This window comes from Fictibacillus fluitans (assembly GCF_030418125.1).
GTDB lineage: Bacteria > Bacillota > Bacilli > Bacillales > Fictibacillaceae > Fictibacillus_C > Fictibacillus_C fluitans.
On the sequence record NZ_JAUHTR010000026.1, the window covers coordinates 1 to 24,716 of the forward strand.

The following is a 24,716-nucleotide window of genomic DNA, read 5'->3' on the forward strand; positions in this document are numbered from 1 at the left end:
AAGCCTTCGATAAGGCTTTTTTCTCTGTTTCGGTATTGTAATTGGAACAAGCGGGAAACAATGCTATAATGGGTCGTAAAAATTTTTTTGAGAGAAGTGAATGGCTATGCCAAAAGAAACAGCCAACCACAAACAAAAAACACTGCTAACCACAGGACAGACCATCCCGCTCAACATTAAGCGCCTCGGCATTAATGGTGAGGGAGTTGGTTTTTATAAACGTACAGTGATCTTTGTGCCGGGGGCTCTGCCCGGTGAGGAAATCATTGCACAAATAGAGAAGGTTTATCCCAACAGGGCAGAAGCCGTTGTAAAGCGCATCAAGAAAAAATCCCATGACCGTGTGGTGCCTCCTTGTCCGTTATATGATGAATGCGGAGGATGCCAGCTGCAGCATCTGAGCTACGAAGGCCAATTGAAGGAAAAACAGGATGTCGTCCGTCAGGCGTTTGAGCGATATACAAAAATTAAGACTGAGAATCTGCCGCTGCGTCCGACCATTGGCATGAAAAACCCTTGGGAATATCGGAATAAGAGCCAGCTACAAGTCGCCAAAGACAAAGAAAAGGTCATTGCGGGTCTCTATGGCATTAACTCACACCGCATCATAGATTTGGACCAATGCAGCGTCCAGCATCCGGAAACTGTGCGTGTAACCAACGCTGTTAAACGGATTCTCGAGGATTTAAACATCCCTGTTTACCATGAAAAAACAAGAAAAGGGATCATCCGTACCATCGTGGTAAGGACCGGTTTCGAAACAGGGGAAACCCAGCTCGTACTCGTAACCACCCAGGAAAAAATCCCCCGCAAAGAACTGCTGATCGCCGAAATCCAAAAACGGATTCCCGGGATCAAATCTATTGTGCAGAATGTTAACGACAAAAAAACTTCAATTATCTTTGGTGAAAAGACCATTCCCCTAGAAGGTCCTGAAACGATTGGAGAGAAGCTCGGCAGCTTGTCGTTTGAACTTTCAGCAAGGGCGTTCTTTCAGCTTAATCCGCAGCAGACCGTAAAGCTTTATGATGAAGCCAAAAAAGCGGCGAAGCTTACCGGAAAAGAAAAAGTGGTCGATGCCTACTGCGGGACCGGAACAATTGGACTCTGGCTGGCCCCGGACGCGGCAGAAATAAGAGGAATGGATGTGATTGAAGAATCCATCCTGAATGCAAAAGAGAACGCAAAACGGCACGGATTTACGAACACGCAATACGAAACTGGAAAAGCCGAAGACATCCTTCCTAAATGGCTGAAGGAAGGATGGAAGCCGGATGTTATAGTGGTTGATCCGCCACGAACCGGATGCGATCAGGCTTTCCTGAAAACCGTGGGGAAGATAAAGCCGAAACGGATGGTTTATGTTTCCTGTAATCCATCAACTCTTGCAAAAGATGTCCACATGTTGATAAGTCATGGATTTGAAGTTGAAAACTTGACCCCTGTGGATATGTTTCCGCAGACGTCTCATGTGGAAGTCGTGTGTACGCTTGTGCAAAAGATTGAAAAGTGAAAAAAAGAGAGAAGGTGAGCGATCACCTTCTCTCTTTTTATTTTGTACATACTAGTCACATCCTCCGCCATCACTGCCTCCGTCGTTGCAGCTGTCACCGAAAGACCCGGAATCTGTTCCCGTATCACTCCACCAAAACCCTGAGGTGGCTGCTGCCGCACTCCTTCCTTTGATGCTTTTTTTCGCTTTTTCTTTGATATTCGGGCTGCTGCTTTCGTTTTTTTCTCTTTTTCTGCTTTCATGCAGGAGCCGAAGATAAGCCAATAAATACCGTATCCTGCAACGCCGACGATCAAGCCCTTCCAGGGATGTGGGCTGGCTATACCGAGAAAGGTAATCAGGATATAAACAAATAAATAAGTCTTTCTGAAGGTTTTCATTCGAAATTACTTCCAGATCTGCAGCTTTTCATCATGTAATCTTCACGTCCTTGGGTTTTGAATGTCTATATTAGATTAAATGAAAAGTGCGGTATTAATCAATATTTTCAGACATATACACACAATCCACAGGGTTATCCACTGGTTGTGAATAGGCGAAATAATGAAAAATTAACAAAACCCGCATCAGGCATTTATTTTTTTACATATCTTTAATAAGGGTATAACTTATCCACATTATCAACAACCTGTGTATAATATTATCCACAGAAAAGGGAGTAGAAAAAAGTCCTCCCGATAAGGAAGGACTTTTACTTTATTTATCAAGCTGGCGATTGTCTGCTTCTTCCGCGCGCTCTATAGCTTCTCTATCATCCTCATCGGCAACCTCCGAAGAATATTCAACATCTACACCTTCAGGCTGGTTAAGATCCGCTTCGGTCAAACCGTCCTTTTCATTCTCCAACCGGTCTTTTTCATTATCCACGGGAATTCCTCCTTTAGCAGTATAGGTCATCATGGTGGGGTTATTGTTGTTTGGTTTTTTAGAATGGAACTACTTGGTTTGGGAAGAGTTTTGGGATGTATATTCATTTTTTTCCCTGCCGTCAGCGGACTTAAACTCTTCTTTGTAAAGTACTTCCTGCGTTTTGGTTAAAGCAGCATTACGCTCTTCAGCCTGCCGTTTTTTGCTTTTCAAATTTGTCTCCCCCTTTAAAAGAAATAAAAAAAAGAAGATTACCCGGCAAGCAACTGAACTTACTGAGTCATCCCCTTTATAGTTTTTCCTTTAATGGCGCGAAATATTTAAGCCTCTTTCAACTGGTTGTCATCAAACACTTCGAGCTGTTGATGCTGGGTTCTCAGCTGATGAAGCATATAGTTATCCTTTTCGATATGGTACAGGTTATACACGTCTCCATCGCGGTTGAGCTGCTGATAGATGTCGGGCCGGCTTTCATTGGCCAGCGTGACATATGGAATCTTTTCTGCAGCCTTCTGTGAGCGGGGATTCGATTTTCGAATCCGCATAAAGACGGTATTAATATTATGCTCATAAAACAATTCTGAAAAGAAATGTTCTTTTGCTACCTTGTTATAGCCCTTTCCAAAGTACGGCTGTCCAATCCAGGTGCCCAAAAAACCACATCCGTCCTGTATATCGTACAGGCTGATCGCTCCGATTGGATTATACCACTCATCCAGGATGGTCCTGGAGATGGTTTCTCCGCGTTCTTCTTCTTCAATCGTCTGTTTGGTAAGGAACATAAATTCCTCGAGACATTCGGTTTTCTGCCGAACAAAAGGAAAAACTTCCGGGTGCGCCATTAAATTGAAAAGAACATGACAGTCGTTTAAATCACGCTTTTTTAACAATTTAATCCCTCCTGGAGGGCAGAAAAATCCCACCCTCGAATTAAGAATAAAAATTAATTCGGGGTGGGAATCGAACCCACTAGGACCAGAAAATCTGGTGGCGCACCAATTGCCTTCCCTATGGTTTTTGCTTATTCATTTATACTTGAATCATATGATATTTTACTGAAAAAGAAAATAGTTTTTTTGTTTATTTTTTATAAAAAAACCGCTTATTTTTGTAAAGAATTTTCCCCTCAATCATGGTCATAACAGGAAGGGAGGAAAAGTGAAACGGATGCTCGGACCACAGGCTGATATCCCCGTCTTTTCCGGGCTCCAAACTCCCGATACGCGCTGCCACTCCAAGGTTTTTTGCCGGATTGATGGTAATTCCCCTGAGCGCGTTTTCTTCGCTCAATCCTTCACGAACCGAAAGAGCTGCACACACATTCAAATACTGGATGGGAGTATAGGGATGATCAGTTGTGATTGAAACCTCAATTCCATGGTCAGCCAGAACTTTGTAGGTTTCCCATGTTTTGTTTTTCAGTTCGATTTTCGAGCGTCTAGTCAATGTGGGGCCGACTGAAACCTGCAGGCCCCGGCCCGATAATTCGTTTGCCACCAAATGGCCTTCTGTGCAATGTTCAATTCTTAAGTCGAGATTAAATTCATCAGCAAGTCTCACCGCAGAAAGGATGTCATCTGCACGGTGAGCATGGATACGGACGGGAATTTCCCGGTTTAAAGCGGCCCAAAGGGGTGCGATTCTCAGATCTTCCGTGAATGTTGATGATTTTGCATGATAAAAGGCTTCCCGGAGCATTCCCATAATGCCCATGCGGGTGATGGAATTGTTTTCTCTACCGCTGTGAATCCGTTTGGGATTTTCGCCAAGGGCCAATTTCAGCCCCGCAAGCTCTTTCACGAGCATATCACGGATATCTGTGCCGGCTGTTTTAATGACCGATGTGGTGCCGCCGATGACATTGGCGCTTCCCGGCATAATGTGGACAGCTGTGATTCCATGTTGAATAGCATCGCGAAATCCGCTGTCCAGCGGATGGCATCCATCAATGGCGCGGATATGGGGTGTCAGGACTTCATTGGTTTCATTGGCATCATTTCCTGCCCAGCCTGTTCCTTCGTCATAAAGCCCTAGATGGGTATGAACATCAATAAAGCCCGGCAAAAGGTGATAGCCAGCCGCTTCAATGACTTCCATATCTGAAGAGGGATTAATGGACGGGGCAATATGAAGGATCTTACCGTCCTGGATGAGGATATCGCCTTTTTTCATCACTGGAGATGTGATGGGATAAACCCTGGCGCCTTTAATGAGTGTTTTCAACTACATCACCTGTTTCTCTTTTTTTTGTTATTTATATTGCTGTTTACTTGAGCAAATTCTCCAGCGCCTCCTGAACCCTTGGGAAATGGTAGGTAAATCCTTTTTTTACCGCCTTCTCCGGGTAGGCGTGCTGTCCCTCCAGAATCAATACACTCATCTCGCCAAGCAGACTTCTGATGGCAAAGGAAGGTGCCGGAAGCCAGTGAGGCCGTCCCAATGTTTCTCCGAGCTCTTTTCCGAAGTCACTGTTCTGAACGGGATAAGGTGCCGTCACATTAACGGGCCCTTCAATTCCTGGCTGCAGGCAAAACTCAATGAGCCTGGCAGCATCCTCCAGATGAATCCATGATACCCACTGCCGTCCTGAACCGATTTTTCCGCCGGCAAAAAATTTATATGGCATTGCCATTTGAGACAGGGCGCCGCCTTTTTCACTAAGGATAACGCCAAATCGTGCAAAAACCGTACGGATTCCCAGTTCATTTGCATGGCTTGCTTTTTGCTCCCACTGCTGTGCCACTTCTGAAAGGAAATTTTCACTTTTGGGCGCAGAGCGTTCAGTGAAATGCTCTTGTTCCGAAGTTCCGTAAAATCCGACGGCGGAGGCGTTGACCAGCACAGACGGTTTTTCGGGCAGCTCAGACAGGATACGAAGCACCTCATCCGTTGCCTTCATCCGGCTGTCCATGATCTTTTTCTTTTTCTCATCAGTCCATCTACCATTGATGCTTTCACCTGCCAGATTAATAAAGGCATCGATTCCCTGTAGCTCACGTTCGGGTGTACTGTCATCACTCAGCCATCGCACGTAATGAAGTTTTGAATGGCCGGATTCTTTGGGAGAACGGGTCAGGATGTACACTTCATGGTCTTTTGAGAGCAAGAGTTTAGTGACGGCAGACCCAATGAGTCCGGTGCCGCCTGTGATGGCAATTTTCATAAAAACCTCCTGGATGGTAATTTTCCGGAAAATTTATTTAAAAATTAAGAATATTTGATATAATTGTCACTGTAATTATATCAATCTTTTGAGGGGGAGCCTAATGGAAACACAGACAAGCACCATTAGAAAGAAAAGTAATCCGGTGGCAAAGGCCATCATCTGGATTGCGGTTGCCCTGGCTGGAGGCATAAGTTTATCTGTTATTGCCTTGCAGAGGGACGAACACATAAGTGCCATCTGGTTTGTGGTGGCATCGCTCGCTACATACGCAGTTGCATATCGCTTCTATTCCCGTTTTATCTCCAATAAAATCTTTGGATTGGATAAGAAGCGTGCAACGCCTGCAGAAAGATACGCAGACGGAAAGGATTATGTACCAACCAACAAGTGGGTTCTCTACGGCCATCATTTTGCTGCGATTGCCGGGGCAGGTCCGCTTGTCGGCCCTACTCTTGCCGCTCAGATGGGATATCTTCCGGGAACCATCTGGATTGTTGCCGGAGCTGTCCTTGCTGGATGTGTCCAGGATTTCGTCGTCTTGATCATTTCCATGAGGCGAAAGGGAAAATCGATCGGAGAGATTGCAAGAGAAGAAATTGGCCCTGTGGGAGGCTACCTTGCACTCGTAGGTGTATTTGCCATCATGATTATCCTCATTGCTGTTTTGGGGCTTGTAGTTGTAAACGCTTTAAAAGCGAGTCCGTGGGGGATGTATACCATTGCGATGACGATTCCAATCGCATTGTTCATGGGAATCTACATGAAATTTCTGCGGCCGGGAAGGGTAGGGGAAGCTTCCATCATCGGTTTTGCCCTGCTGATTTTCGCACTGGTCAGCGGCCAATGGGTGGCCGATTCCGCCACACTGGCTCCGATGTTTACTTTCGAGGGAAAAACAATTGCCATCATGATGATTGTTTACGGATTTTTGGCTTCCGTGCTTCCTGTGTGGCTTCTGCTCGCTCCGCGTGATTATTTGAGCACATTTTTAAAAGTGGGGGTCATCGGTTTGCTGGCTGTCGGCATATTGATTGTTATGCCTGAAATCCAAATGCCTGCTTTGACCAAATTTGTGGATGGAACAGGACCAGTGTTCTCAGGGAACCTGTTTCCATTTTTGTTCATTACCATTGCTTGTGGAGCCGTCTCAGGGTTTCACTCCTTGATTTCTTCGGGCACTACGCCAAAGCTGATTGCCAATGAGAAACATGCCAACATGATTGGCTACGGCGGTATGCTGACAGAATCTTTTGTTGCAGTAATGGCTCTTGTGGCTGCGACCCTTTTATCGCCGGGTGTTTATTTTGCAATCAACTCGCCGGGCGCCGCAATCGGTACAGATGTAAGTGCTGCCGCGTCAACAATTTCATCCTGGGGATTCTCGGTCAGTGCTGATGAAATTAATACGCTTGCCCAACAGGTGGATGAAGAAAGCATTCTTTCCCGGACAGGCGGGGCTCCATCGCTTGCCGTTGGAATGGCACACATCTTTTCAAAAATTGTCGGCGGACCGCAGCTGATGGCGTTCTGGTACCATTTCGCCATCCTCTTTGAAGCAGTCTTCATATTAACGACAATTGATGCCGGAACGAGGGTCGGCCGGTTTATGCTGCAGGATTTACTCGGCAACATCTGGAAGCCGATCGGAAAAACCGACTGGATGCCTGCGGTTTATATTACAAGCGCCATTGTGGTTGCCGGATGGGGTTACTTCCTTGTGGTCGGTGTCACAGACCCGCTGGGCGGAATCAACACGCTCTGGCCGTTATTTGGCATAACAAATCAAATGCTGGCTGCCATTGCCCTGATTGTGGCGACAACCGTAATCATCAAAATGGGCAAAAGCAAATATTGCTGGGTCACACTGGCACCGCTTGCCTGGCTTATGATTGTAACGTTTACGGCCGGCTGGCAAAAAATCTTTTCTCAGCTGCCGAATATCGGTTTCCTGAAGCAGGCGGAAGTGACAAAACAGGCATTGGCTGCAGGAAAGCTCCCGCCAACCATACCGACTGCCGAAGCGGCCAAGCAGATTATCTTTAACAACCAGTTAAATGCGGTGCTTACGGGAATCTTCATGCTTCTCATTCTCGGCGTTCTGATTGATGCCATGCGGATTTGGGGAAAGGTTTGGTTTAAGAAAGAAGAACTTCCGACAAGCGAGGAACCGTTTAAACAAACGAAAATCAGCGAGGTGTCCTAATGAATTCTCTTTTCCAAAAAATCAGACATGGTGCCGAAATCATGCGCAAAATCGGCAAGGGGATTTCAAATCTTCCGGATTATCAGTCCTACGTGGAGCATATTAGAATCCATCATCCGGAGGTAGCCCCGCCCACTGAAGCTGAATTCTTTAAGGATTTCCTGGACAAAAAATACGGAGCATCAGCCAAGAGATGCTGCTAGAAGCCAAGAGCCCGCATAAGGTTTATGCGGGCTCTTTTACCGGTCAGGTATGTTAAGATAAAAGTATTAGCGGGGTGAAAGCAATGACAGTCATTACAAAGATCACAACTCAAAAAAAGAACACGGATCGTTTCAATATCTATATCGACCAGGGCAAAGGAGAAGAATACGGCTTTAGTGTTGATACAGATATTCTGATTAAATATAAATTGAAAAAAGGTTTAGAAATCGATACAGAAGAGCTTAGAAACGTGCTGTATGAAGATGAAATTAAAAAAGGGTTTAATACCTCTCTTCAATTCTTGTCGTTTCGAATGAGGTCCGAAAAAGAAGTCCGGGATCACCTGAAAAAGAAGGAATTCGAGGATAATGCCATCGAAGAGGTGATCAAGCGGCTGCTGGAATACAAGTATCTTGATGATACCGATTTTGCCAATACGTTTGTGCGGTCGAGAAAGAATACGACGTCAAAAGGGGCTGGAGTCATAACAAGAGAGCTATCGCAAAAAGGCATCTCACAGCCTGTTATTGAAAAAGCGCTGAACGAATTTCCGCTTAATGAGCAAATCGAGTCGGCTGCTTCTTTCGCTCAAAAAAAAGCAAACCAGAATAAAAGCCTGTCAAGCAATGAACGGCGAAATAAAATATCCCAGCAGCTCCTTCAAAAAGGATACTCCTGGGACGTGATTCAAGAAGCTCTCCAAGACATTGACATGGAAAGCTCAAGGGATGAGGAAATGGAAGCCTTGCTAAAACAGGCTAACAAAGCCCATAGACGCTATAAAAAGTTTTCCGGGATGCAATACCGCAATAAAATGAAACAGCATCTCTATGGAAAAGGATTTTCTGTCGAAATGATCGACGAAGTGCTGAATTCGGACCTTATCGATCAATAAAGATTTCGGCTTTTCCGTTGTCTTCCGATACAATCTGCACTGCCACCTGCTGGGGTGTTTTAAACCGGGACTTGTCTTTCACATGATCGCTGGCCTCCCAAAACGGGGTATCCATTCCCCCCATGTAGACGGCAGTTACGCTGATGCCGGTTCCGTCCAATTCTTTGACCAGGCTTTCCGTAAAGCCTCTTACGGCAAATTTGCTTGCGCAATAAACGGATTCATTTACCTTTCCCCGAAGTCCGGCGGTGGAAATGACGTTCATGATTTTTCCTTCTGATTTTTCCTTTAAATAAGGCAAAGCCGCCATGGTAGTGAATAAGGTGCCTTTTACATTGGTGTCCAGCAAGAGGTCCACTTCTTCTTCTGTAAACTTTTCCAGCGGGCCAAAGATTCCTGAACCGGCATTATTGATCAGCATATGTATATCTTCCCGCTGAAAAAGCTGCCCAAATACATGTTTCACTTCTTCCATAGATGTCACATCGCAAGCGTAACAATCCGCCTGCTGTCCTCTTTGCATCAGCACATCCTTCACCATTGTCAGTTTCTTCAGGGTGCGCCCGATAAGAATTACTTTGTACTTTTTTGCATATTCCTCCGCAAGCGCTGCTCCAAGTCCAGAACCGCCTCCGGTAATTATTACTGATTTCATGGGATCATCCTTTCAATACGTTTGGATTCTTATACAATGTTTATTATACTAAAAGCAGTAGAATGGAGGCTCATCATGGAAAAAAGATATAGTGAAATGGACAAGACACAACTTAAGAACGAAATTGCTGACCTTCATGCAAAAGCGCAAAAGGCGGAACAAATGGGAATGATCAGCGAATTTGCCGTATATGAGCGAAAAATCATGATGGCAAAATCCTATATGCTGGATCCTGCCCAGTTTGAACCAGGAAAAACATACGGTGTGGAGGGGGATCCCGGATCTTCCTTTAAAATATTGTACATGAATGGAATATTTGCCTGGGGCTACAGAGACGATTCGCAGGAATTGGAAGCCTTTCCGATCGCCATCCTTCAGCAGCCCTGATGATAATTGAAAAAAGAAGCGGAAAGGGCCGCTTCTTTTTCCGGCAATACTAACGCTTGCGTGTTTGGATGAAAGCCGGTCGGCAACGCTAATGACTTTAGCACCATCCATAACCGCAAGAGCTATTGTTCATCCCGGTGTCGATTGGATTGAAACATTCGTTCCTGTGGATGGTCACGAATGGATCCGTCTGGCCGCTTGGAAGAGAATTCTTCTTTAGCTTTCGGCTCACCTGAGAAGGAGATCCGATTAGGAAAGTTTTTCGATTTGTTTCGCATTTTAAGCCCTCCTTATAATCGGTTCCCATCTAGTATGGTTTGAATAAAAACCTTTAATGTGAATAGAAAACGTCAAAATAATGGATAAGGAGGAAGAAAAAATGGAGGATAGATTTGACCGTCTTGCCCGGATACTGACGGCCAAAAATGAACTGCTCAATTATGACGAAGCCAGAACCTGGATAGAAGGACTATGGGAAGATTTTGAGTCCTCCCGTGCGCGAGCTGGATACGAGTATGGCGGAAAGAATAAAACAGAAGAAATGGTTGTGCAGTGGATCAACAGCTTTGGTCCGAAGCTGCATGAGTACGAAACATCCAATCCAAAATTTAAACACTTGAAAAAAAAGAAGTGATGAAGGAGTTTCCTTCATCACTCATTTTTTAATACACTTGGTGTGAAATCCAGTTTTTTCCGTAAGCGGTCTTCGCTGTATACCCAGCCGGTATAAGAAGTCATGATATTTAATTCTTCATCCAGCTGCACAATGGCTACAAACGGATAATGCCCTTTGCTTCTGTAGCGAAGGTCGATAAAGCGGACTTCATGTCCATGACTGTTCTTTTCAACCTCCCACCGGTAAACGGGTGAAAAGGACAGAAACGCCGAAAGGTTTTTGTCTTTCTTTGCAGCATGTATCACGTCCGTATCAGGCACTTCTACACGGTCAAAGGTGTCGAGCACCCTGAAACGTCCTTGTTTTATGCTGCCTACAAAAAATTGATGTTTGGTTTTAATCGCCAGATGGTACTGTCCCCATTTAATGGTGGGAGATGCGATGACCTCAATAGTTTCCGGTATATGGCGCCTGACCACCTGGGCTATCCGGTGGCGGTTCCAGATTCTGAGTAAATAATAGCCGGCCAAGATAATATAAATTGCTGCAAATGTCCTTCCCGGATCGAAGCCTCCGTACCACAGAGCTAATCCAATCAAGTGAAGGATAAAAATAAACGGGTCAAAAATACTGATTACACCCAGAGCGACCCACTTTTTTGAAAATGGATAGAGAGCCTGTGTGCCGTATGCATTAAATATGTCGACAAAAACATGGAGAAACACTGCCAGGGACGTCCAAAGCCATAAGTGCAGACCATCCGCGCCGGGACTCAGTCCAAAAATAATCAATGAGAGTATTGCCGGCCAAATGAACAGTGCCGGTACGGAGTGGGTAATCCCCCGATGATTGCGAATGTAAACGGCATTGTTTCTTAATTTTAATATGGTGTCAAAATCGGGTGCTTGTGAACCGACCAGTGTCCCAAGAATAACGGCATGGGCAGTTACAGAGTCGGAAGAGACGGCCGGGTCCAGCATTGCGAGACCGCCGAGCCCCAGCCCCATTACGACATGGGTTCCAGTATCCAATTTACACACCTCCTTACGTGTTTTAGTGGTAGAATGGAGGATCCTGCCTTGAGTGAAAAAATAACGGTTTTTATTGAATATAAAGTAAACACTGATCAAGTCGGTCAATATGAAAAGTATATGAAAAAAGTGCTTGATGCATTAAAGAAAGATGGTGCTTATTCTCCTGTTTGGATGAAAGCCATCGACCAGGATTTATTGTATGTTGAATGTTTTGATGTCAGTAATCCAAAATTTTATATCTCCATCAAAGAAAAGCGGCGGTCCAGAGAGCATACCGTTTATGGAGCGCTGGATCAAATGATCACCGGCGGTCTGTCAAAACTCCATTGCTGGGCATTTGAAAAGAAAGGTGAGTAAGCAATTTGAATTCTTATACTGACGATTTTTCGATTTTGGATTTTCAGCGAGACCTGGTGGACTGGTACAAAATGAACCAGCGAGACCTGCCCTGGAGAGCAGATCAGGACCCGTATAAAGTATGGGTCTCAGAAATCATGCTTCAGCAAACCCGTGTGGACACGGTCATTCCTTACTTCAATCGGTTCCTCAGCCTTTTCCCAACACTCGGAGCTCTTGCCGAAGCAGATGAAGAGAAGGTGCTGAAAGCATGGGAGGGTTTAGGTTATTATTCCCGCGTTCGCAATTTGCAAACCGCTGTTAAAGAGGTTGCCGAGCAATATGGCGGAAAAGTTCCCGATACACCGGAGGAGATATCCAAGCTCAAAGGGGTCGGTCCTTACACGGCAGGTGCGATACTGAGCATTGCTTATGGCGTCCCTGAACCTGCGGTGGATGGCAATGTAATGCGTGTGCTGTCACGGATCCTGCTGATTGAAGAAGATATAGGCAAGGCCAAAACACGGACTTTATTTGAAAAAGCAGTCCGGGAACTTATTTCAAAAGAAGATCCTTCCTCTTTCAATCAGGCAATGATGGAGCTGGGAGCTCTGATCTGCACACCAAAGTCCCCGGCTTGTCTGATTTGTCCCGTGCATGAGCATTGTCGTGCTTTTGACCAGGGAAGACAGCGGGAGCTTCCTGTAAAAGAGAAAAAAACAAAGGTTCGTCATGTGGATATGGCCGCTCTTATTTTACGGCGGGCAGACGGGAAATACCTGATTCACAAACGTCCCAAGGAAGGCCTGCTCGCCAATCTGTGGGAGTTTCCAAATGTTCCGGTCCGGAAAAGAGGGCAGAGCGAGATTGAGGATCTTACCGTTTTTCTTGACGCAGAATGGGGAATAACCGCAGAAATTGGAGATCATATCAGTAACCTGGAACACGTATTTTCTCATCTGAAATGGGATATTCAATTATTTGAAGGACAATGCACCACTGAAACAGGAGAGAAGGATGATCTCAAGTGGGTGACATTTGAGGAAATGGAGGCTTTTCCTTTTCCTGTCTCTCACCAAAAAATCATAAAGTTGGCGAAAGAGGTGGCAGTCTTATGAATTTAGGTCTTGAACAGAAAAAAGTTTTAATTACCGGGGGTTCCAAGGGCATTGGTAAAGGAATAGCCAAGCTGTTCATGGAAGAAGGTGCCCTTGTCGGCATATGCGGCCGCAAGGAAGAGACGCTTGCGGAAGCGAAAGAAGAATTGGGACAAGCTCTTTTCACTGTGCAGGGAGATGTAACGTTATCTGAAGACAGGGGACGCATTCTTCAGGAATTCATCCTGCATTTTGGAGGCATTGACATCCTCGTTAATAACGCGGGAGGAAGCAATGGGGGAGCTGTAATGGACACCACAATGGATCAATTTGAAGAATCGGTGCATTTGAATTATTTGTCTGCTGTTGGAATGAGCAAGCTGGCAGCGGCAGAAATGGTTAAGCAGGAAAGGGGTACAATTCTAAATATCTCTTCCATTTTTGGCCGGGAGTCGGGAGGAAAGCCGACTTACAATGGCAGTAAAGCGGCACTTATCTCGTTTACAAAGTCCTTTGCAGATGAAATGATATCTCAGGGTGTGAGGGTTGCGGGAATTGCGCCGGGCTCTGTACTGCATCCAACAGGCAACTGGCAGCGCCGGTTGAAAGAAACCCCGGAGAAAATTAACCAGTATATCCAGCAAAACATTCCGGCCCAGCGGTTTGGCACAGTAGAGGAAATTGCCAACACAGTTATCTTTATGGCATCCGACCGTGCATCATGGGTGGTTGGCTCCACGTTGAATGTTGACGGCGGACAATCGTACAGCAATTTTTAAACCAAAAAGGTGATCCTGAATGTTCAGGATCACCTTTTGTGCGTTTAGTCGACTTTCGGGGTCGTGCCTCTCTCATAACTCGCTTCATCACTCTTCAAGCCGCCTCTGGCTTCAATTTCCTTTATGATCTCCCGATGAATGGTTGTTCCTTCCTCATTTAAATATGGTGTAATTTGCTGGAAGGACTGATGAAAATATGCCAATTCACTGTCTTTCCACTCTTTTTTAGCAATCATATCAAGCTCGCTCATATCTCTTCCTACATACATTATTTTGCCTCCTTGTGCCAGTGTGGGTGCCTGGGCACCACGCTAAAAAGTCTTTTTAGTTTTTCATCCCGTTTGCAATCCTATACCCGGTCTGGGGATGCGGCAACCACGGAAAATATTCATCAAATAATTATTTTTTGTTCACATAAAAACATTTGATGAGGGTTAAATTAATTTTCGTGGAGGTGATACACATGGACAAACAGTCAAAAACAAACGCACAGCAAGTTAAACGTCAAAACCAACAGTCTCAAGCTGGCCAAGGTCAATACGGTGCTGAGTTTGGAAGCGAAACTGACGCTCAACAAGTTCGTCAGCAAAACGCTCAAGCTCAACAACGTAAAGGTCAAGGTAACCAACAGTAACCTCTATCCATTAATGCTCCCTGCTATACGCAGGGGGCATTTTTGGTTTTCTGGGTTTTTCGACTACATACAGGGGGAAAAGAAGTAGGCAATGAAAAAATGGGCGAGCTTTTTTTTAATAAACAGGGTAACTATCATTTCCAAACTATTCTTAAAACGATATACTATAGAAGAGAAAATAACGTAAAGTAACTGTTTCTTGGGGATGATGAAGGCCGGGCAGGGCTAGAATAGTGATGAGACCACACAATGAACGTATTTTGCAACGAAGCTGGTGAATTACCTATATGTATTATTTTAATGGAAAGGAGTAACCACATAACTGGTAAACCATTGGCTTCCGGAATCGCGAAGGAAAGGAGAAGCATATGAGTTTTCCCACACCCGGAAGTATTATCGATATTCAGAGCTACAAACATAATGGTTCCCTCCATCGAACCTGGGAAGATACGGTTATCCTGAAAGGAAGCTCGTCCGTTGTTATCGCGGGAAATGACCGTATTCTGGTTACAGAATCAGATGGCAGGCAGTGGCGGACACGTGAACCGGCAATCTGCTACTTTAACGCCAAACAATGGTTTAATGTAATCGGCATGATCCGGCAGGATGGCTTTTATTACTACTGCAACCTGGGCACACCGTATATTTGGGATAATGAGGCACTAAAATATATAGATTATGACCTCGATATTAAAGTTTTTCCCGATATGTCCTATATACTGCTCGATGAAGATGAATACAGCCTGCACCGTCAGATCATGAAATATCCGCAAGAGCTGGACTACATTATCCAAAAGAACCTGAATGATCTAATTTCCATGGTCAATCAAAGAAAAGGCCCGTTTGAACCTGGCTTTATTGAGCAATGGTACGAGCGGTATTTGGAATTCAGATAAGAAAAAACCTGTTGAATCAAGCATTCAACAGGTTTTTCTGCCCGTAAGAAGGTATACTGTAAGTGTCTGATAGTGGCGCCTTGGCTGGATCCCACTCGGGTCTGTCCACAGGCGTATTTTGTTATGGCGGTTTAAAGCTGGGAAAGCAGGCGGATAAACAGAAAAATAGAGCTGATTTATGAAAACGATGTGATATGCAATTAAATCGTGTTGAACCGCAACTAATCACCAATGAACGGCCGCTTCAGCATTTCAGGATCCAGCTTCAGCGGCCAAAAGCTTGTCCGTTTCACTCTTTCACAAAATACAAAAAACGTATTTCTGTTCAAGAGTTCCAACGCCTTCGCTTTTAAACGGCCGCTTCAGCATTTCAGGATCCAGCTTCAGCGGCCAGAGACTCGATCACTTCGGTTTTTGTCAGAAAACAAAAAGCGTTTTATGCCAAAACCCTCCAGTGCTTTTCGTCTCTAAACAGCCGCTTCAGCATTTCTATATATAGGGTGTGATTTTTTGGATAGTATTAAGAGGTATTTGGGTTTTGTTAAGCCTTATAAAAAACAGATTAGCTGGACAATTGTGATCGGAATTTTGAAGTTTGGGATTCCGCTCCTGATTCCACTCATTTTAAAATATGTGGTGGATACGATCATTGGCGGTGAGGGGTTATCGACCAGTGAGAAAATGGGCAAGTTGTTCTGGCTGATGGGAGGAGCTTTCTTTATCTTTGGTGTGCTGCGGCCGCCTATTGAATATTACAGACAGTATTATGCGCAATGGGTCGGAAGTAAAGTTTTGTATGATATACGAGACAGACTGTACCATCACATTCAGCGCCTCTCACTGCGGTTTTACTCCAATAATAAATCGGGAGAAATTATTTCACGGGTTATCAATGATGTGGAGCAGACGAAGGATTTTGTCATAACTGGCTTAATGAATGTCTGGCTGGACATGTTTACAATCGTGATTGCCATCGTGATCATGGCCACCATGGATGGCTGGCTGACGCTGGTCGCACTGGCCATGCTGCCGTTCTATGGCCTTTCGGTTAAATATTTTTATACAAGGCTGCGCGGACTGACTAAACAGAGGTCACAGGCGCTTGCGGAAGTTCAGGGGCATTTGCACGAGAGGGTGCAGGGGATGTCCGTGATCCGGAGTTTCGCGCTTGAAGATTATGAACAGGTTCAATTTAATAAAAGAAATTCCCATTTCCTCAACAAAGCGATGGATCAGACGACATGGAATGCCAAAACGTTTGCCGTGGTGAACACCATTACGGATATTGCTCCGTTGCTTGTCATTGGATTTGCTGCCTACCGTGCCATCGGAGGTCATATTTCGATTGGGGAAGTGGTGGCTTTCGCCGGGTATATGGACAGGCTGTACAACCCTCTTCGAAGACTGGTGAATTCTTCAACCACGCTGACACAGTCTCTCGCTTCCATGGACAGGGTTTTTGAATTCATGGATGAAAAATATGATATTTACGACCAGCCAAAGGCCAGGGAGCTGAACGGAGTCAAAGGACAGCTTTCATTTAAAGATGTACTTTTCCGTTATAATGAGAATGAACCTTATGTGTTAAAAGGAATTAATCTTGAAGTGGAATCCGGCCAGACGATCGCTCTTGTAGGAATGAGCGGCGGCGGAAAATCATCCCTCGTCAGCCTGATTCCAAGGTTCTACGATGTTTCCGAGGGCAGTATTCAGCTGGACGGGGAAGACATCCGCAACTTTAAAGTACGTTCCCTGAGAGATAAAATCGGTATGGTTCTGCAGGATAACATCTTATTCAGTGAATCGGTAAAATCCAATATTCTGATGGGAAATCCCGAAGCATCGGATGAGGAAGTCATAGCAGCGGCAAAAGCAGCCAATGCCCATGATTTCATTCTGGGGCTCCCGGAAGGATATGACACAAAAATCGGGGAAAGAGGCGTCAAACTTTCAGGTGGCCAAAAGCAGCGGCTTGCCATCGCCAGAGTTTTTCTTAAGAACCCTCCGATCTTGATTCTTGACGAGGCTACATCCGCTCTTGATCTGGAAAGTGAACATTTGATCCAGGAATCGCTCGAAAAGCTTGCCAAAGAGAGAACAACCTTTATTGTAGCCCATCGATTGGCGACGATTACCCATGCTGACCGCATTGTGGTGGTGAATAATGGCGAAATAGCTGAGAGCGGGACCCATCAAGAACTTATGGCTCGACAAGGCGTTTACTATAATCTCTTTACGGTTCAGCAGCTCGGAGATTAAGTTGGTAACTATAGGAATAAAGTTGTGATAAGTAAATAAGGGAAACTGAGGAAATGGGCGGTGTATACCTATACACCGCCTCTTTTTTTTGTTAAAAAAGACCTGTAATCAGCAAAAAAATGTTAATTCTTTTAAATTTTTAAAAATTTTCATATTGTCAAATAATCAGACTAGTGTCATAATTCGAAGTAGAGTGTCCTACTAAATGTTCACGCAGAAAGAAAAAAGCATCATAGAAAGGGGTTGGGTTAGTGAGCAGTCCTGTCTTGGAAGTTAAAGGATTAAGGACCTCCTTTATGACAGATGATGGTGAGATTTCAGTTGTTAATTCCATCGATTTTCAAATCAATTCCGGTGAAGTGCTTGGAATTGTCGGAGAATCGGGATGCGGCAAAAGTGTTACCTCTTTATCTGTTATGGGACTTGTGCCTTCACCCGCGGGAAAAGTAGAGGGAGATATTCTGTTTAATGGGGAGAATCTCGTTTCTGCCTCGGAGAAGAGGATGCGGCAAATCCGCGGAAATGAAATCGCCATGATTTTTCAGGAGCCGATGACAAGTTTAAATCCGGTTTTCACCATCGGCAGCCAGCTGATCGAAGCTTTGCAAATACATAGAAAATGGCCAAAGAAAAAAGCTCAGGCACAAGCCATTGATATGCTGAAAATGGTGGGCCTTCCACGTGCGGAAGAATTAATGAAGGATTTTCCGCATCAATTATCCGGAGGAATGCGCCAGCGTGTAATGATTGCCATGGCCATGATTTGTGCTCCGAAACTGCTGATTGCAGACGAGCCGACGACGGCTCTTGATGTGACGATTCAGGCACAGATTCTTGAGCTGATGAAAAAACTCAATGAAGAGACAGATACAGCTATCATGATGATCACACATGATCTGGGAGTAGTGGCAGAAATGTGCCAGCGTGTGGTTGTTATGTATGCAGGTAAAGTAGTGGAAGAGGCAGATGTCAAAACCATCTTTACAAGTCCAAAACATCCATATACGGTGGGACTGATTCAGTCGGTGCCGGATATGAGGGATAAGAAAGAGAGACTGTACTCCATCCCCGGTAATGTGCCCAAGCCCGGCTCAGTAAAAGCGGGATGCCAATTTGCGCCGCGGTGCGCCCATGCGTTTGACCGCTGCATCAGCGAAACGCCCGCGCTGGAAAGCCTTGGGGGCAGCCAAAAGGTCAGATGCTGGCTGTACGAGGATGAGAAAGGGGTGGACATCGTTGACCGAACCATTAGTTAAAGTTGAAAACCTAAAGAAGCATTTTCCGATAAAAGGCGGTCTTCTTGGAAAGACCGTCGGTGAAGTAAAGGCTGTAGACGGAGTATCTTTTACCATACACAAAGGGGAAACACTTGGCCTTGTGGGAGAAAGCGGCTGCGGCAAGTCCACGACAGGGCGTATGCTGCTAAGGCTCCTGGAACCGAGTGAAGGTAACGTGTTCTTTGAAGGGAAAAATGTTCTCGGCCTGTCTTTAAATGAAATGCGCAAAATGCGCAGAGAAATGCAAATGGTATTCCAGGATCCCTTTGCTTCACTCAACCCAAGGCATACCGTAGAGAAAATTTTGGAGGAACCGCTGATCGTCCATGGCATGAAAGATTCCAAGGAACGAAAGAAACGGGTGAAGGAGCTTCTGGAGGTTGTTGGATTAAACAGCTACCATGCGAAACGCTATCCCCACCAGTTCAGCGGCGGGCAGCGACAGCGGATCGGAATTGCCCGTGCCCTGGCCGTAAACCCCAAATTGATCATTGCCGATGAGCCTGTATCCGCACTGGATGTGTCCATTCAGTCCCAGGTGCTTAATCTTCTGCAGGATCTTCAAAAGGAATTCGGTTTAACCTACTTGTTTATTGCCCATGACCTTGGTGTGGTCAGACACATCAGTGACAGGGTGGGAGTCATGTATCTCGGCAGAATTGTGGAGCTGGCAGACAGTGAACCGCTCTATGACAATCCGCTTCATCCTTATACTCAGGCTCTGCTTTCGGCAGTACCTGTACCGGACGTCGAGATCAAGAAGGAACGCATCATTCTTAAAGGAGATGTTCCGAGTCCTTCTAATCCGCCGAAGGGGTGTGCGTTCCATACCCGCTGCCCTCAGGCAATGGATGTATGTTCAGCAAAACGACCTGATTTTAGAGAAGTAGAAAAAGGCCACTACGTAGCTTGTCATCTTTATGAATGACAGCTCGTACACATAAATAGAGGCAAAAAAACTATATGATAACGGGGGAAAGAACATGAAGAAAAGTTCGTTAACAGTTCTGGTGTTACTCTTGGTTCTCTCACTGGGGCTTGCAGGCTGTAAGTCTAACAGCGAAGGCGCCAGCGGTGACAAAGATAAAGGCGGCGGTGTCATGATCTACGGACGCGGCGGTGACGCGGTTGGACTGGACCCGGCTCATGAAACAGACGGTGAATCCTTTATCGTTACAGAGCAGGTATTTGAAACACTGACAGGCTATAAAAAAGAAAATACGGATGTAATACCTGAACTGGCAAAAAGCTGGAAGATTGCTGATGATGGAAAGAAATATACATTCACTTTAGAAAAAGGCATCAAATTCCAGGATGGAACCGACTTTAACGCGGATGCCGTTGTGAAAAACTTCGAACGCTGGATGAATGGCGATGCTGCCAAATTCCCATACTACGCTTCCATGTTTGGCGGATATAAAAATGATCCTGGCCATGTTATTAAAGAAGTAAAAGCATTGGATGAAACCACGGTTGAATTTACGCTTAAACGCCCGCAAGCACCATTCCTTAAGAACCTTGCGATGAGCCCGTTTGCCATCTCAAGCCCTGCTGCAATCGACAAATACGGCGATAAGTATGGCGAGCATCCGGTAGGAACCGGTCCTTTCAAGTTTAAAGAGTGGAAACGCGGAGACACCGTTTCAGTTGTTAAGAATGATAAGTACTGGAAAAAAGGTCTTCCAAAGCTTGACGGTGTTACGTTTAAGGTCATCAAGGACAACTCTGCACGTTTGAATGCGTTAACCAAGGGTGAAGTTGACTTGATCGACGGAGTAAACCCAAGTGACATTGATAAAATCAAATCAGATAAGAATCTCCAAATTTTTGAGCGTCCTTCCATGAACGTTGCCTACTTCGGTTTCAATACCGAAAAAGCACCATTCAACAAAAAAGAAGTACGTCAGGCGATCAGCCACCTTGTGAATAAAGATGATTTGATCAAGAACTTCTACAATGGAACAGCAGAGCCGGCAGCAACGCCGCTTCCATCTTCCATTGCCGGACAAAATAAAGATGTTAAGGATTACGCTTATGACGAAGCAAAGGCAAAAGAGCTTCTGAAAAAAGCAGGATATCCAAACGGTTTCAAAATGGATCTTTGGGCAATGCCGGTATCACGTCCTTATATGCCAAATGGACAAAAAATTGCTGAAGCCATCCAGGCTAACCTTGAAAAAGTCGGAATCAAAGCTAACATTGTAACCTTTGAGTGGGGTACTTACCTGGAAAAACTTCGTAAGGGTGAATCACCTGCTTTCTTAATCGGCTGGACAGGGGATAACGGAGATGCGGATAACTTCTTGTATACGCTTCTTGATAAAGAAACGATTGACTCCAACAACTATTCCCGCTATAAGAGCGAACCGGTTCACAAACTGTTGATTGAAGCACAATCCACAGCTGATGAAGCGAAACGTGAAGAGCTATACAAAAAAGCACAGGAAATTATTCATGAAGATGCACCATGGGTTCCTCTTGTGCATGCGAAGCCGCAGCTTGCTGGTGTGAATACGATTAAAGGTTTCTACCCGCATCCTAAAGGTTCTCAGTCATTTGTTGATGTTTCCATGTCGAAGTAATGAAAAAAACGGGGAGTATCTTGCATGCTCCCCTTTTGTTTTGGAGAAAAACATCAGGACGTAACGACAACTACGTGTAAATGAGGTGTGGACATGTTTTCTTATACAATGAGAAGGGTTGGTTTGCTGATACCGGTGCTTCTAGGCATGACATTCATCGTATTTATGATGATTCGGGCCATACCGGGTAATCCGGCCCAATTGATTCTGGGGCAGCAAGCTTCAAAAGATGCGATCGAAACATTAACCAAACAGCTGGGTCTTGATCAGCCCTGGTATACGCAATTCGTTCATTATTTAGGCGGACTGTTTCAGGGAGACCTCGGGATGTCCTTAAAAACAAGATCTCCGATCAGTGATGAAATTTGGCCATATTTGGCAGCGACTATCGAATTATCGCTTGTGGCGATTTTAATCGCTGTTATTGTCGGCGTGAATGCCGGAATTATCTCTGCCTGGTTTCAAAACTCATGGTTCGACTATGCTGTGATGCTGATCGCGCTAATCGGGGTTTCCATGCCAATTTTCTGGCTCGGTTTGATGGAGCAATATTTTGTATCCATCAAATGGGACCTGCTTCCGACCACCGGACGTGACAATATCCGGATGCCGGTCGAGGCCATCACGCATTTATACCTGATCGATACGCTGATGGAAGGAAGGTTTGACCAGTTCATTGAAGTGGTGAAGCACTTGATCCTGCCTGGTATCGCCCTTGGAACCATTCCGATGGCGATCATTGCAAGGATGACCCGCTCCAGTATGCTTGAAGTGATGAGATCCGATTACATCCGTACAGCTCGTGCAAAAGGATTGAAAATGTTCTGGGTAGTGTACAAGCACTCCCTGAAAAATGCAATGATTCCAGTTGTTACTGTAATCGGTCTGCAAACAGGGCTTCTTCTTGGAGGGGCAATTCTTACCGAAACCATTTTTGGATGGCCGGGAATTGGAACCTACATATACGATGCCATCCAGTCACGTGACTATCCTGTGATCCAGTCCGGCATCCTGGTAGTGGCAACGCTGTTTGTTCTTATCAATCTGTTCGTGGATATATTGTATGCGGCCATTGATCCGCGCATTAAGTACTGATAGGGGGAGTTTAGTATGGCAGAATTGGCACAGAGCACACCACCGTTAAACAACCCGCCGGTGATGGAGCAACATGACGACAAAGTGATCTCGCCCTGGAAAGATGCGTGGCGCTCTTTTAAAAAGAATAAGCTTGCAATGGTTGGATTGGGAATTGTTGTTTTTTTCATATTGATTGCTATCTTTGCTCCGCTGCTGGCACCGTATGGCTTTTCCGAACAAAAGCTGGCGGACAAGCATCTGTCTCCTTCCGGGGAGCATTGGTTTGGCACGGATGAGTTTGGCCGTGACATTTTCAGCAGGGTACTGTACGGGGCAAGAATTTCCCTGTGGGTAGGATTCGTTTCCGTTGCCGGATCTGTAATTGTAGGTTCAGCATTGGGTATTGTAGCTGGCTATTACGGGAAAATAGTGGATGGAATCATCTCCCGGATATTCGATATCCTCCTCGCGTTTCCCAGCATTCTTTTGGCGATTGCTGTTGTATCTGTTCTTGGGCCATCCCTGAGAAACGCATTAATTGCCATCGCGATTATAAACGTTCCGATATTCGGCCGGCTTGTTCGTTCACGAGTGCTGAGTGTTAAGGAAGAAGAATACATTACAGCGGCAAAGGCGATCGGCATGAAGGATTCACGAATCCTGATTCACCATGTGCTTCCCAACAGTATGGCACCCATCATCGTTCAGGGAACACTGGCCATCGCTACAGCCATTATTGAAGCCGCAGCTCTAGGATTTTTGGGACTTGGAGCTCAGCCTCCGACTCCGGAGTGGGGGAAAATGCTGGCGGATTCAAGAGATTTTATCATTCAGGCTCCATGGACTGTTATTTTTCCGGGCCTCGCCATCATGCTTACCGTTTTGGGCTTTAACCTGATGGGGGACGGCCTCCGGGATGCACTCGATCCGAGAATGAAGAGCTAAAAGCAAAAAAAATCCTGACGTCTGTCAGGAGTTTTTTTGCTTTTTAATGGATATTTTCTTCTTTTATCGTCAGTTCATTATCATCTGCGTGGTGATTCTTAAAGCTTTCAACCAGACGGTTCAAATGTTCCAGCTGGTCACTGTAATCAATAATTAATGCAAATACAGGAAACAGTTGCATCCACTGGTCATTTTCTAACTCGTTATAATAATTCATGAATGAGCTCATCAAGGAATTCTTGTTTTCACAAAGTCCATCCAGCATCACTGATGAATGCTGGGCTCTGATTTTTCCTGTATATTTCAGCAGAATCTGCTCATGGTAATTGGTCAGGCATTCTACTTGTTCAGTGATCAATCCCCGCAGCTCATCAGGCATGCATAACAATTCGTTTTCATGCCGATGCAGATTTCGCAGCAGCTCCAGCAGTTTTTTAGTTGTATGAATCATCTGCCGGTAGAGTACAAGCTTCCGGCCTTTGGTAAACTGATTGTGTTTAAGATAGGTACGGTCTTCTTTGTATAAAAGATAGAGCTGATCCATCTTGATGCTGTTTTCCTTCATCGTTCCAATGTCATCTTTGATGGCGGAATAGTCTGAAGCATGGTGGTTGATCATGCGCATCCATTTAATAATATCATCGGTTAAGTTTGAAATGCTGTAATACAGCTTTGTTTCATGCTTTGGCGGCATAAAAATCAAGTTTACGAGAAAAGCGGATACGACGCCCAGCATAATGAGCAGAAACCGCCCAAGCGCAAAGGAGATAAAGTTTGGCGTATGGCTTTCCATAATGACAATTACGGTCACAATGGCGAGGGGGATGGTCTTTTCCACTTTGATTTTCAAGTTAACGGCGATGACGATTACCACAACAAATCCGATGACAAACGGACTGTTTCCGAGTAAAAGCACTCCGACAATGGCGAAAAATGCACCGATGATATTGCCCTGGATCTGTTCAATAATGGTTTGATAGGACCGGTATATTGAAGGCTGAATCGCAAACGTAGCTGCAATTGCAGCAAAAACAGGTGTATTCAAATTAAAAAGCATGGCTAGATAAATGGCCATGGTGATGGCCAACCCGGTTTTTATCATTCGGGCTCCAAGTTTCATCTTAAAAGGTATTCCCTTCTATAATTAAAATAAGTTCACTAATAATCTTGACAACTATACAATGATTCCCCGTAATAATCAAGTATTCATTTGTAACAATTTCTAGAATATCGATAAACTATTAAAACCATCCACTACAGGGATAATTCCCCAAAATGGATGGTTTTAATAGTT

General features: G+C 45.0%; 28 protein-coding genes. 17 read left to right on the forward strand and 11 right to left on the reverse strand.

Annotated elements, in window-relative coordinates; all coding sequences use genetic code 11:
- Nucleotides 1-106: 106 nt before the first annotated feature.
- The gene (rlmD, locus tag QYB97_RS24100; protein WP_301168590.1) at nt 107-1,513 is read left to right on the forward strand and encodes a 23S rRNA (uracil(1939)-C(5))-methyltransferase RlmD; all 1,407 of its coding nucleotides are present in this window, start codon (nt 107-109) and stop codon (nt 1,511-1,513) included.
- Nucleotides 1,514-1,564: 51 nt separating this feature from the next.
- On the opposite strand, the gene QYB97_RS24105 is transcribed toward rlmD, so the two are convergent.
- From QYB97_RS24105 to QYB97_RS24130, 6 genes are all read right to left on the reverse strand, one after another.
- Complete coding sequence (locus QYB97_RS24105; RefSeq protein WP_301168551.1) at nt 1,565-1,777, reverse strand: hypothetical protein; 213 nt, start codon at nt 1,775-1,777, stop codon at nt 1,565-1,567.
- A 432-nt stretch (nt 1,778-2,209) separates the two neighbouring features.
- Nucleotides 2,210-2,380, reverse strand: a complete 171-nt coding sequence (locus QYB97_RS24110; protein WP_425589843.1) for a YfhD family protein — start codon at nt 2,378-2,380, stop codon at nt 2,210-2,212.
- Between the two features lie 69 nt (nt 2,381-2,449).
- Nucleotides 2,450-2,593 (reverse strand): YfhE family protein, encoded by a 144-nt coding sequence (locus QYB97_RS24115; RefSeq protein WP_301168552.1) that lies wholly within the window; start codon nt 2,591-2,593, stop codon nt 2,450-2,452.
- 107 nt (nt 2,594-2,700) lie between these two features.
- The gene (locus QYB97_RS24120; RefSeq protein WP_301168553.1) at nt 2,701-3,270 is read right to left on the reverse strand and encodes a GNAT family N-acetyltransferase; all 570 of its coding nucleotides are present in this window, start codon (nt 3,268-3,270) and stop codon (nt 2,701-2,703) included.
- A 190-nt stretch (nt 3,271-3,460) separates the two neighbouring features.
- Nucleotides 3,461-4,603: an amidohydrolase gene (locus QYB97_RS24125; protein WP_301168554.1), complete on the reverse strand. Its 1,143-nt coding sequence runs from the start codon at nt 4,601-4,603 to the stop codon at nt 3,461-3,463.
- Nucleotides 4,604-4,646: 43 nt separating this feature from the next.
- Nucleotides 4,647-5,543, reverse strand: a complete 897-nt coding sequence (locus QYB97_RS24130) for a TIGR01777 family oxidoreductase (RefSeq protein WP_301168555.1) — start codon at nt 5,541-5,543, stop codon at nt 4,647-4,649.
- Nucleotides 5,544-5,646: 103 nt separating this feature from the next.
- Between QYB97_RS24130 and QYB97_RS24135 the strand changes: the two genes are divergently transcribed.
- The 3 genes from QYB97_RS24135 to recX all read left to right on the forward strand — a co-directional run bounded on the left by QYB97_RS24135 (nt 5,647) and on the right by recX (nt 8,848).
- On the forward strand, nt 5,647-7,749 hold the full coding sequence (locus tag QYB97_RS24135) for a carbon starvation CstA family protein (protein ID WP_301168556.1): 2,103 nt from the start codon (nt 5,647-5,649) through the stop codon (nt 7,747-7,749).
- Complete coding sequence (locus tag QYB97_RS24140; RefSeq protein ID WP_301168557.1) at nt 7,749-7,952, forward strand: YbdD/YjiX family protein; 204 nt, start codon at nt 7,749-7,751, stop codon at nt 7,950-7,952. Before QYB97_RS24135 ends, QYB97_RS24140 begins: the two co-directional genes overlap by 1 nt.
- An 83-nt stretch (nt 7,953-8,035) precedes the next feature.
- Nucleotides 8,036-8,848, forward strand: a complete 813-nt coding sequence (recX, locus tag QYB97_RS24145; RefSeq protein ID WP_301168558.1) for a recombination regulator RecX — start codon at nt 8,036-8,038, stop codon at nt 8,846-8,848.
- On the opposite strand, the gene QYB97_RS24150 is transcribed toward recX, so the two are convergent.
- Entirely contained in the window at nt 8,835-9,503 is a 669-nt protein-coding gene (locus QYB97_RS24150; RefSeq protein ID WP_301168559.1) for an SDR family NAD(P)-dependent oxidoreductase, read from the reverse strand. The two genes, recX and QYB97_RS24150, sit on opposite strands and share 14 nt — an antisense overlap.
- 75 nt (nt 9,504-9,578) lie before the next feature.
- Here QYB97_RS24150 and QYB97_RS24155 point away from each other — a divergent pair, with 75 nt between their 5' ends.
- Complete coding sequence (locus QYB97_RS24155; protein ID WP_301168560.1) at nt 9,579-9,890, forward strand: YfhH family protein; 312 nt, start codon at nt 9,579-9,581, stop codon at nt 9,888-9,890.
- Nucleotides 9,891-10,012: 122 nt separating this feature from the next.
- Here QYB97_RS24155 and sspK read toward each other — a convergent pair whose 3' ends face one another.
- Nucleotides 10,013-10,168 carry a small, acid-soluble spore protein K gene (sspK, locus tag QYB97_RS24160; protein ID WP_301168561.1) on the reverse strand — a complete coding sequence of 52 codons (156 nt, stop codon included), beginning with the start codon at nt 10,166-10,168 and terminating at the stop codon, nt 10,013-10,015.
- Nucleotides 10,169-10,269: 101 nt separating this feature from the next.
- On the opposite strand from sspK, the gene QYB97_RS24165 reads away from it, so the two are divergent.
- On the forward strand, nt 10,270-10,524 hold the full coding sequence (locus QYB97_RS24165; RefSeq protein ID WP_301168562.1) for a YfhJ family protein: 255 nt from the start codon (nt 10,270-10,272) through the stop codon (nt 10,522-10,524).
- A 17-nt stretch (nt 10,525-10,541) separates the two neighbouring features.
- On the opposite strand, the gene QYB97_RS24170 is transcribed toward QYB97_RS24165, so the two are convergent.
- Entirely contained in the window at nt 10,542-11,537 is a 996-nt protein-coding gene (locus tag QYB97_RS24170) for a metal-dependent hydrolase (RefSeq protein WP_301168563.1), read from the reverse strand.
- A gap of 48 nt (nt 11,538-11,585) precedes the next feature.
- Between QYB97_RS24170 and QYB97_RS24175 the strand changes: the two genes are divergently transcribed.
- From QYB97_RS24175 to QYB97_RS24185, 3 genes are read left to right on the forward strand one after another with little or no spacing between them, the layout of a single operon-like run.
- The gene (locus QYB97_RS24175; protein ID WP_301168564.1) at nt 11,586-11,897 is read left to right on the forward strand and encodes a hypothetical protein; all 312 of its coding nucleotides are present in this window, start codon (nt 11,586-11,588) and stop codon (nt 11,895-11,897) included.
- A gap of 5 nt (nt 11,898-11,902) precedes the next feature.
- A complete protein-coding gene (mutY, locus tag QYB97_RS24180; RefSeq protein ID WP_301168565.1) occupies nt 11,903-12,994 on the forward strand; it encodes an A/G-specific adenine glycosylase in 1,092 nt (363 codons plus the stop codon).
- Nucleotides 12,991-13,752: an SDR family NAD(P)-dependent oxidoreductase gene (locus QYB97_RS24185; protein WP_301168566.1), complete on the forward strand. Its 762-nt coding sequence runs from the start codon at nt 12,991-12,993 to the stop codon at nt 13,750-13,752. Before mutY ends, QYB97_RS24185 begins: the two co-directional genes overlap by 4 nt.
- A gap of 44 nt (nt 13,753-13,796) precedes the next feature.
- Here QYB97_RS24185 and QYB97_RS24190 read toward each other — a convergent pair whose 3' ends face one another.
- Nucleotides 13,797-14,021 carry a cytosolic protein gene (locus tag QYB97_RS24190; RefSeq protein ID WP_301168567.1) on the reverse strand — a complete coding sequence of 75 codons (225 nt, stop codon included), beginning with the start codon at nt 14,019-14,021 and terminating at the stop codon, nt 13,797-13,799.
- A 194-nt stretch (nt 14,022-14,215) separates the two neighbouring features.
- Here QYB97_RS24190 and QYB97_RS24195 point away from each other — a divergent pair, with 194 nt between their 5' ends.
- The 8 genes from QYB97_RS24195 to QYB97_RS24230 all read left to right on the forward strand — a co-directional run bounded on the left by QYB97_RS24195 (nt 14,216) and on the right by QYB97_RS24230 (nt 23,422).
- On the forward strand, nt 14,216-14,386 hold the full coding sequence (locus tag QYB97_RS24195; protein WP_425589844.1) for a gamma-type small acid-soluble spore protein: 171 nt from the start codon (nt 14,216-14,218) through the stop codon (nt 14,384-14,386).
- 368 nt (nt 14,387-14,754) lie between these two features.
- Entirely contained in the window at nt 14,755-15,282 is a 528-nt protein-coding gene (gene ntdP / locus QYB97_RS24200; RefSeq protein WP_301168568.1) for a nucleoside tri-diphosphate phosphatase, read from the forward strand.
- Nucleotides 15,283-15,792: 510 nt separating this feature from the next.
- Nucleotides 15,793-17,541 carry an ABC transporter ATP-binding protein gene (locus tag QYB97_RS24205; RefSeq protein ID WP_301168569.1) on the forward strand — a complete coding sequence of 583 codons (1,749 nt, stop codon included), beginning with the start codon at nt 15,793-15,795 and terminating at the stop codon, nt 17,539-17,541.
- Nucleotides 17,542-17,792: 251 nt separating this feature from the next.
- Complete coding sequence (locus QYB97_RS24210) at nt 17,793-18,797, forward strand: ABC transporter ATP-binding protein (protein ID WP_301168570.1); 1,005 nt, start codon at nt 17,793-17,795, stop codon at nt 18,795-18,797.
- Nucleotides 18,778-19,746: an ABC transporter ATP-binding protein gene (locus tag QYB97_RS24215; protein ID WP_301168571.1), complete on the forward strand. Its 969-nt coding sequence runs from the start codon at nt 18,778-18,780 to the stop codon at nt 19,744-19,746. The genes QYB97_RS24210 and QYB97_RS24215 overlap by 20 nt, the downstream gene beginning before the upstream one ends.
- Nucleotides 19,747-19,801: 55 nt before the next feature.
- Nucleotides 19,802-21,400 carry an ABC transporter substrate-binding protein gene (locus tag QYB97_RS24220; RefSeq protein ID WP_301168572.1) on the forward strand — a complete coding sequence of 533 codons (1,599 nt, stop codon included), beginning with the start codon at nt 19,802-19,804 and terminating at the stop codon, nt 21,398-21,400.
- Between the two features lie 93 nt (nt 21,401-21,493).
- On the forward strand, nt 21,494-22,495 hold the full coding sequence (locus tag QYB97_RS24225) for an ABC transporter permease (RefSeq protein WP_301168573.1): 1,002 nt from the start codon (nt 21,494-21,496) through the stop codon (nt 22,493-22,495).
- Between the two features lie 15 nt (nt 22,496-22,510).
- Nucleotides 22,511-23,422 carry an ABC transporter permease gene (locus QYB97_RS24230; RefSeq protein ID WP_301168574.1) on the forward strand — a complete coding sequence of 304 codons (912 nt, stop codon included), beginning with the start codon at nt 22,511-22,513 and terminating at the stop codon, nt 23,420-23,422.
- A 43-nt stretch (nt 23,423-23,465) separates the two neighbouring features.
- On the opposite strand, the gene QYB97_RS24235 is transcribed toward QYB97_RS24230, so the two are convergent.
- Entirely contained in the window at nt 23,466-24,542 is a 1,077-nt protein-coding gene (locus QYB97_RS24235; protein ID WP_301168575.1) for an FUSC family protein, read from the reverse strand.
- Nucleotides 24,543-24,716 lie beyond the last annotated feature (174 nt).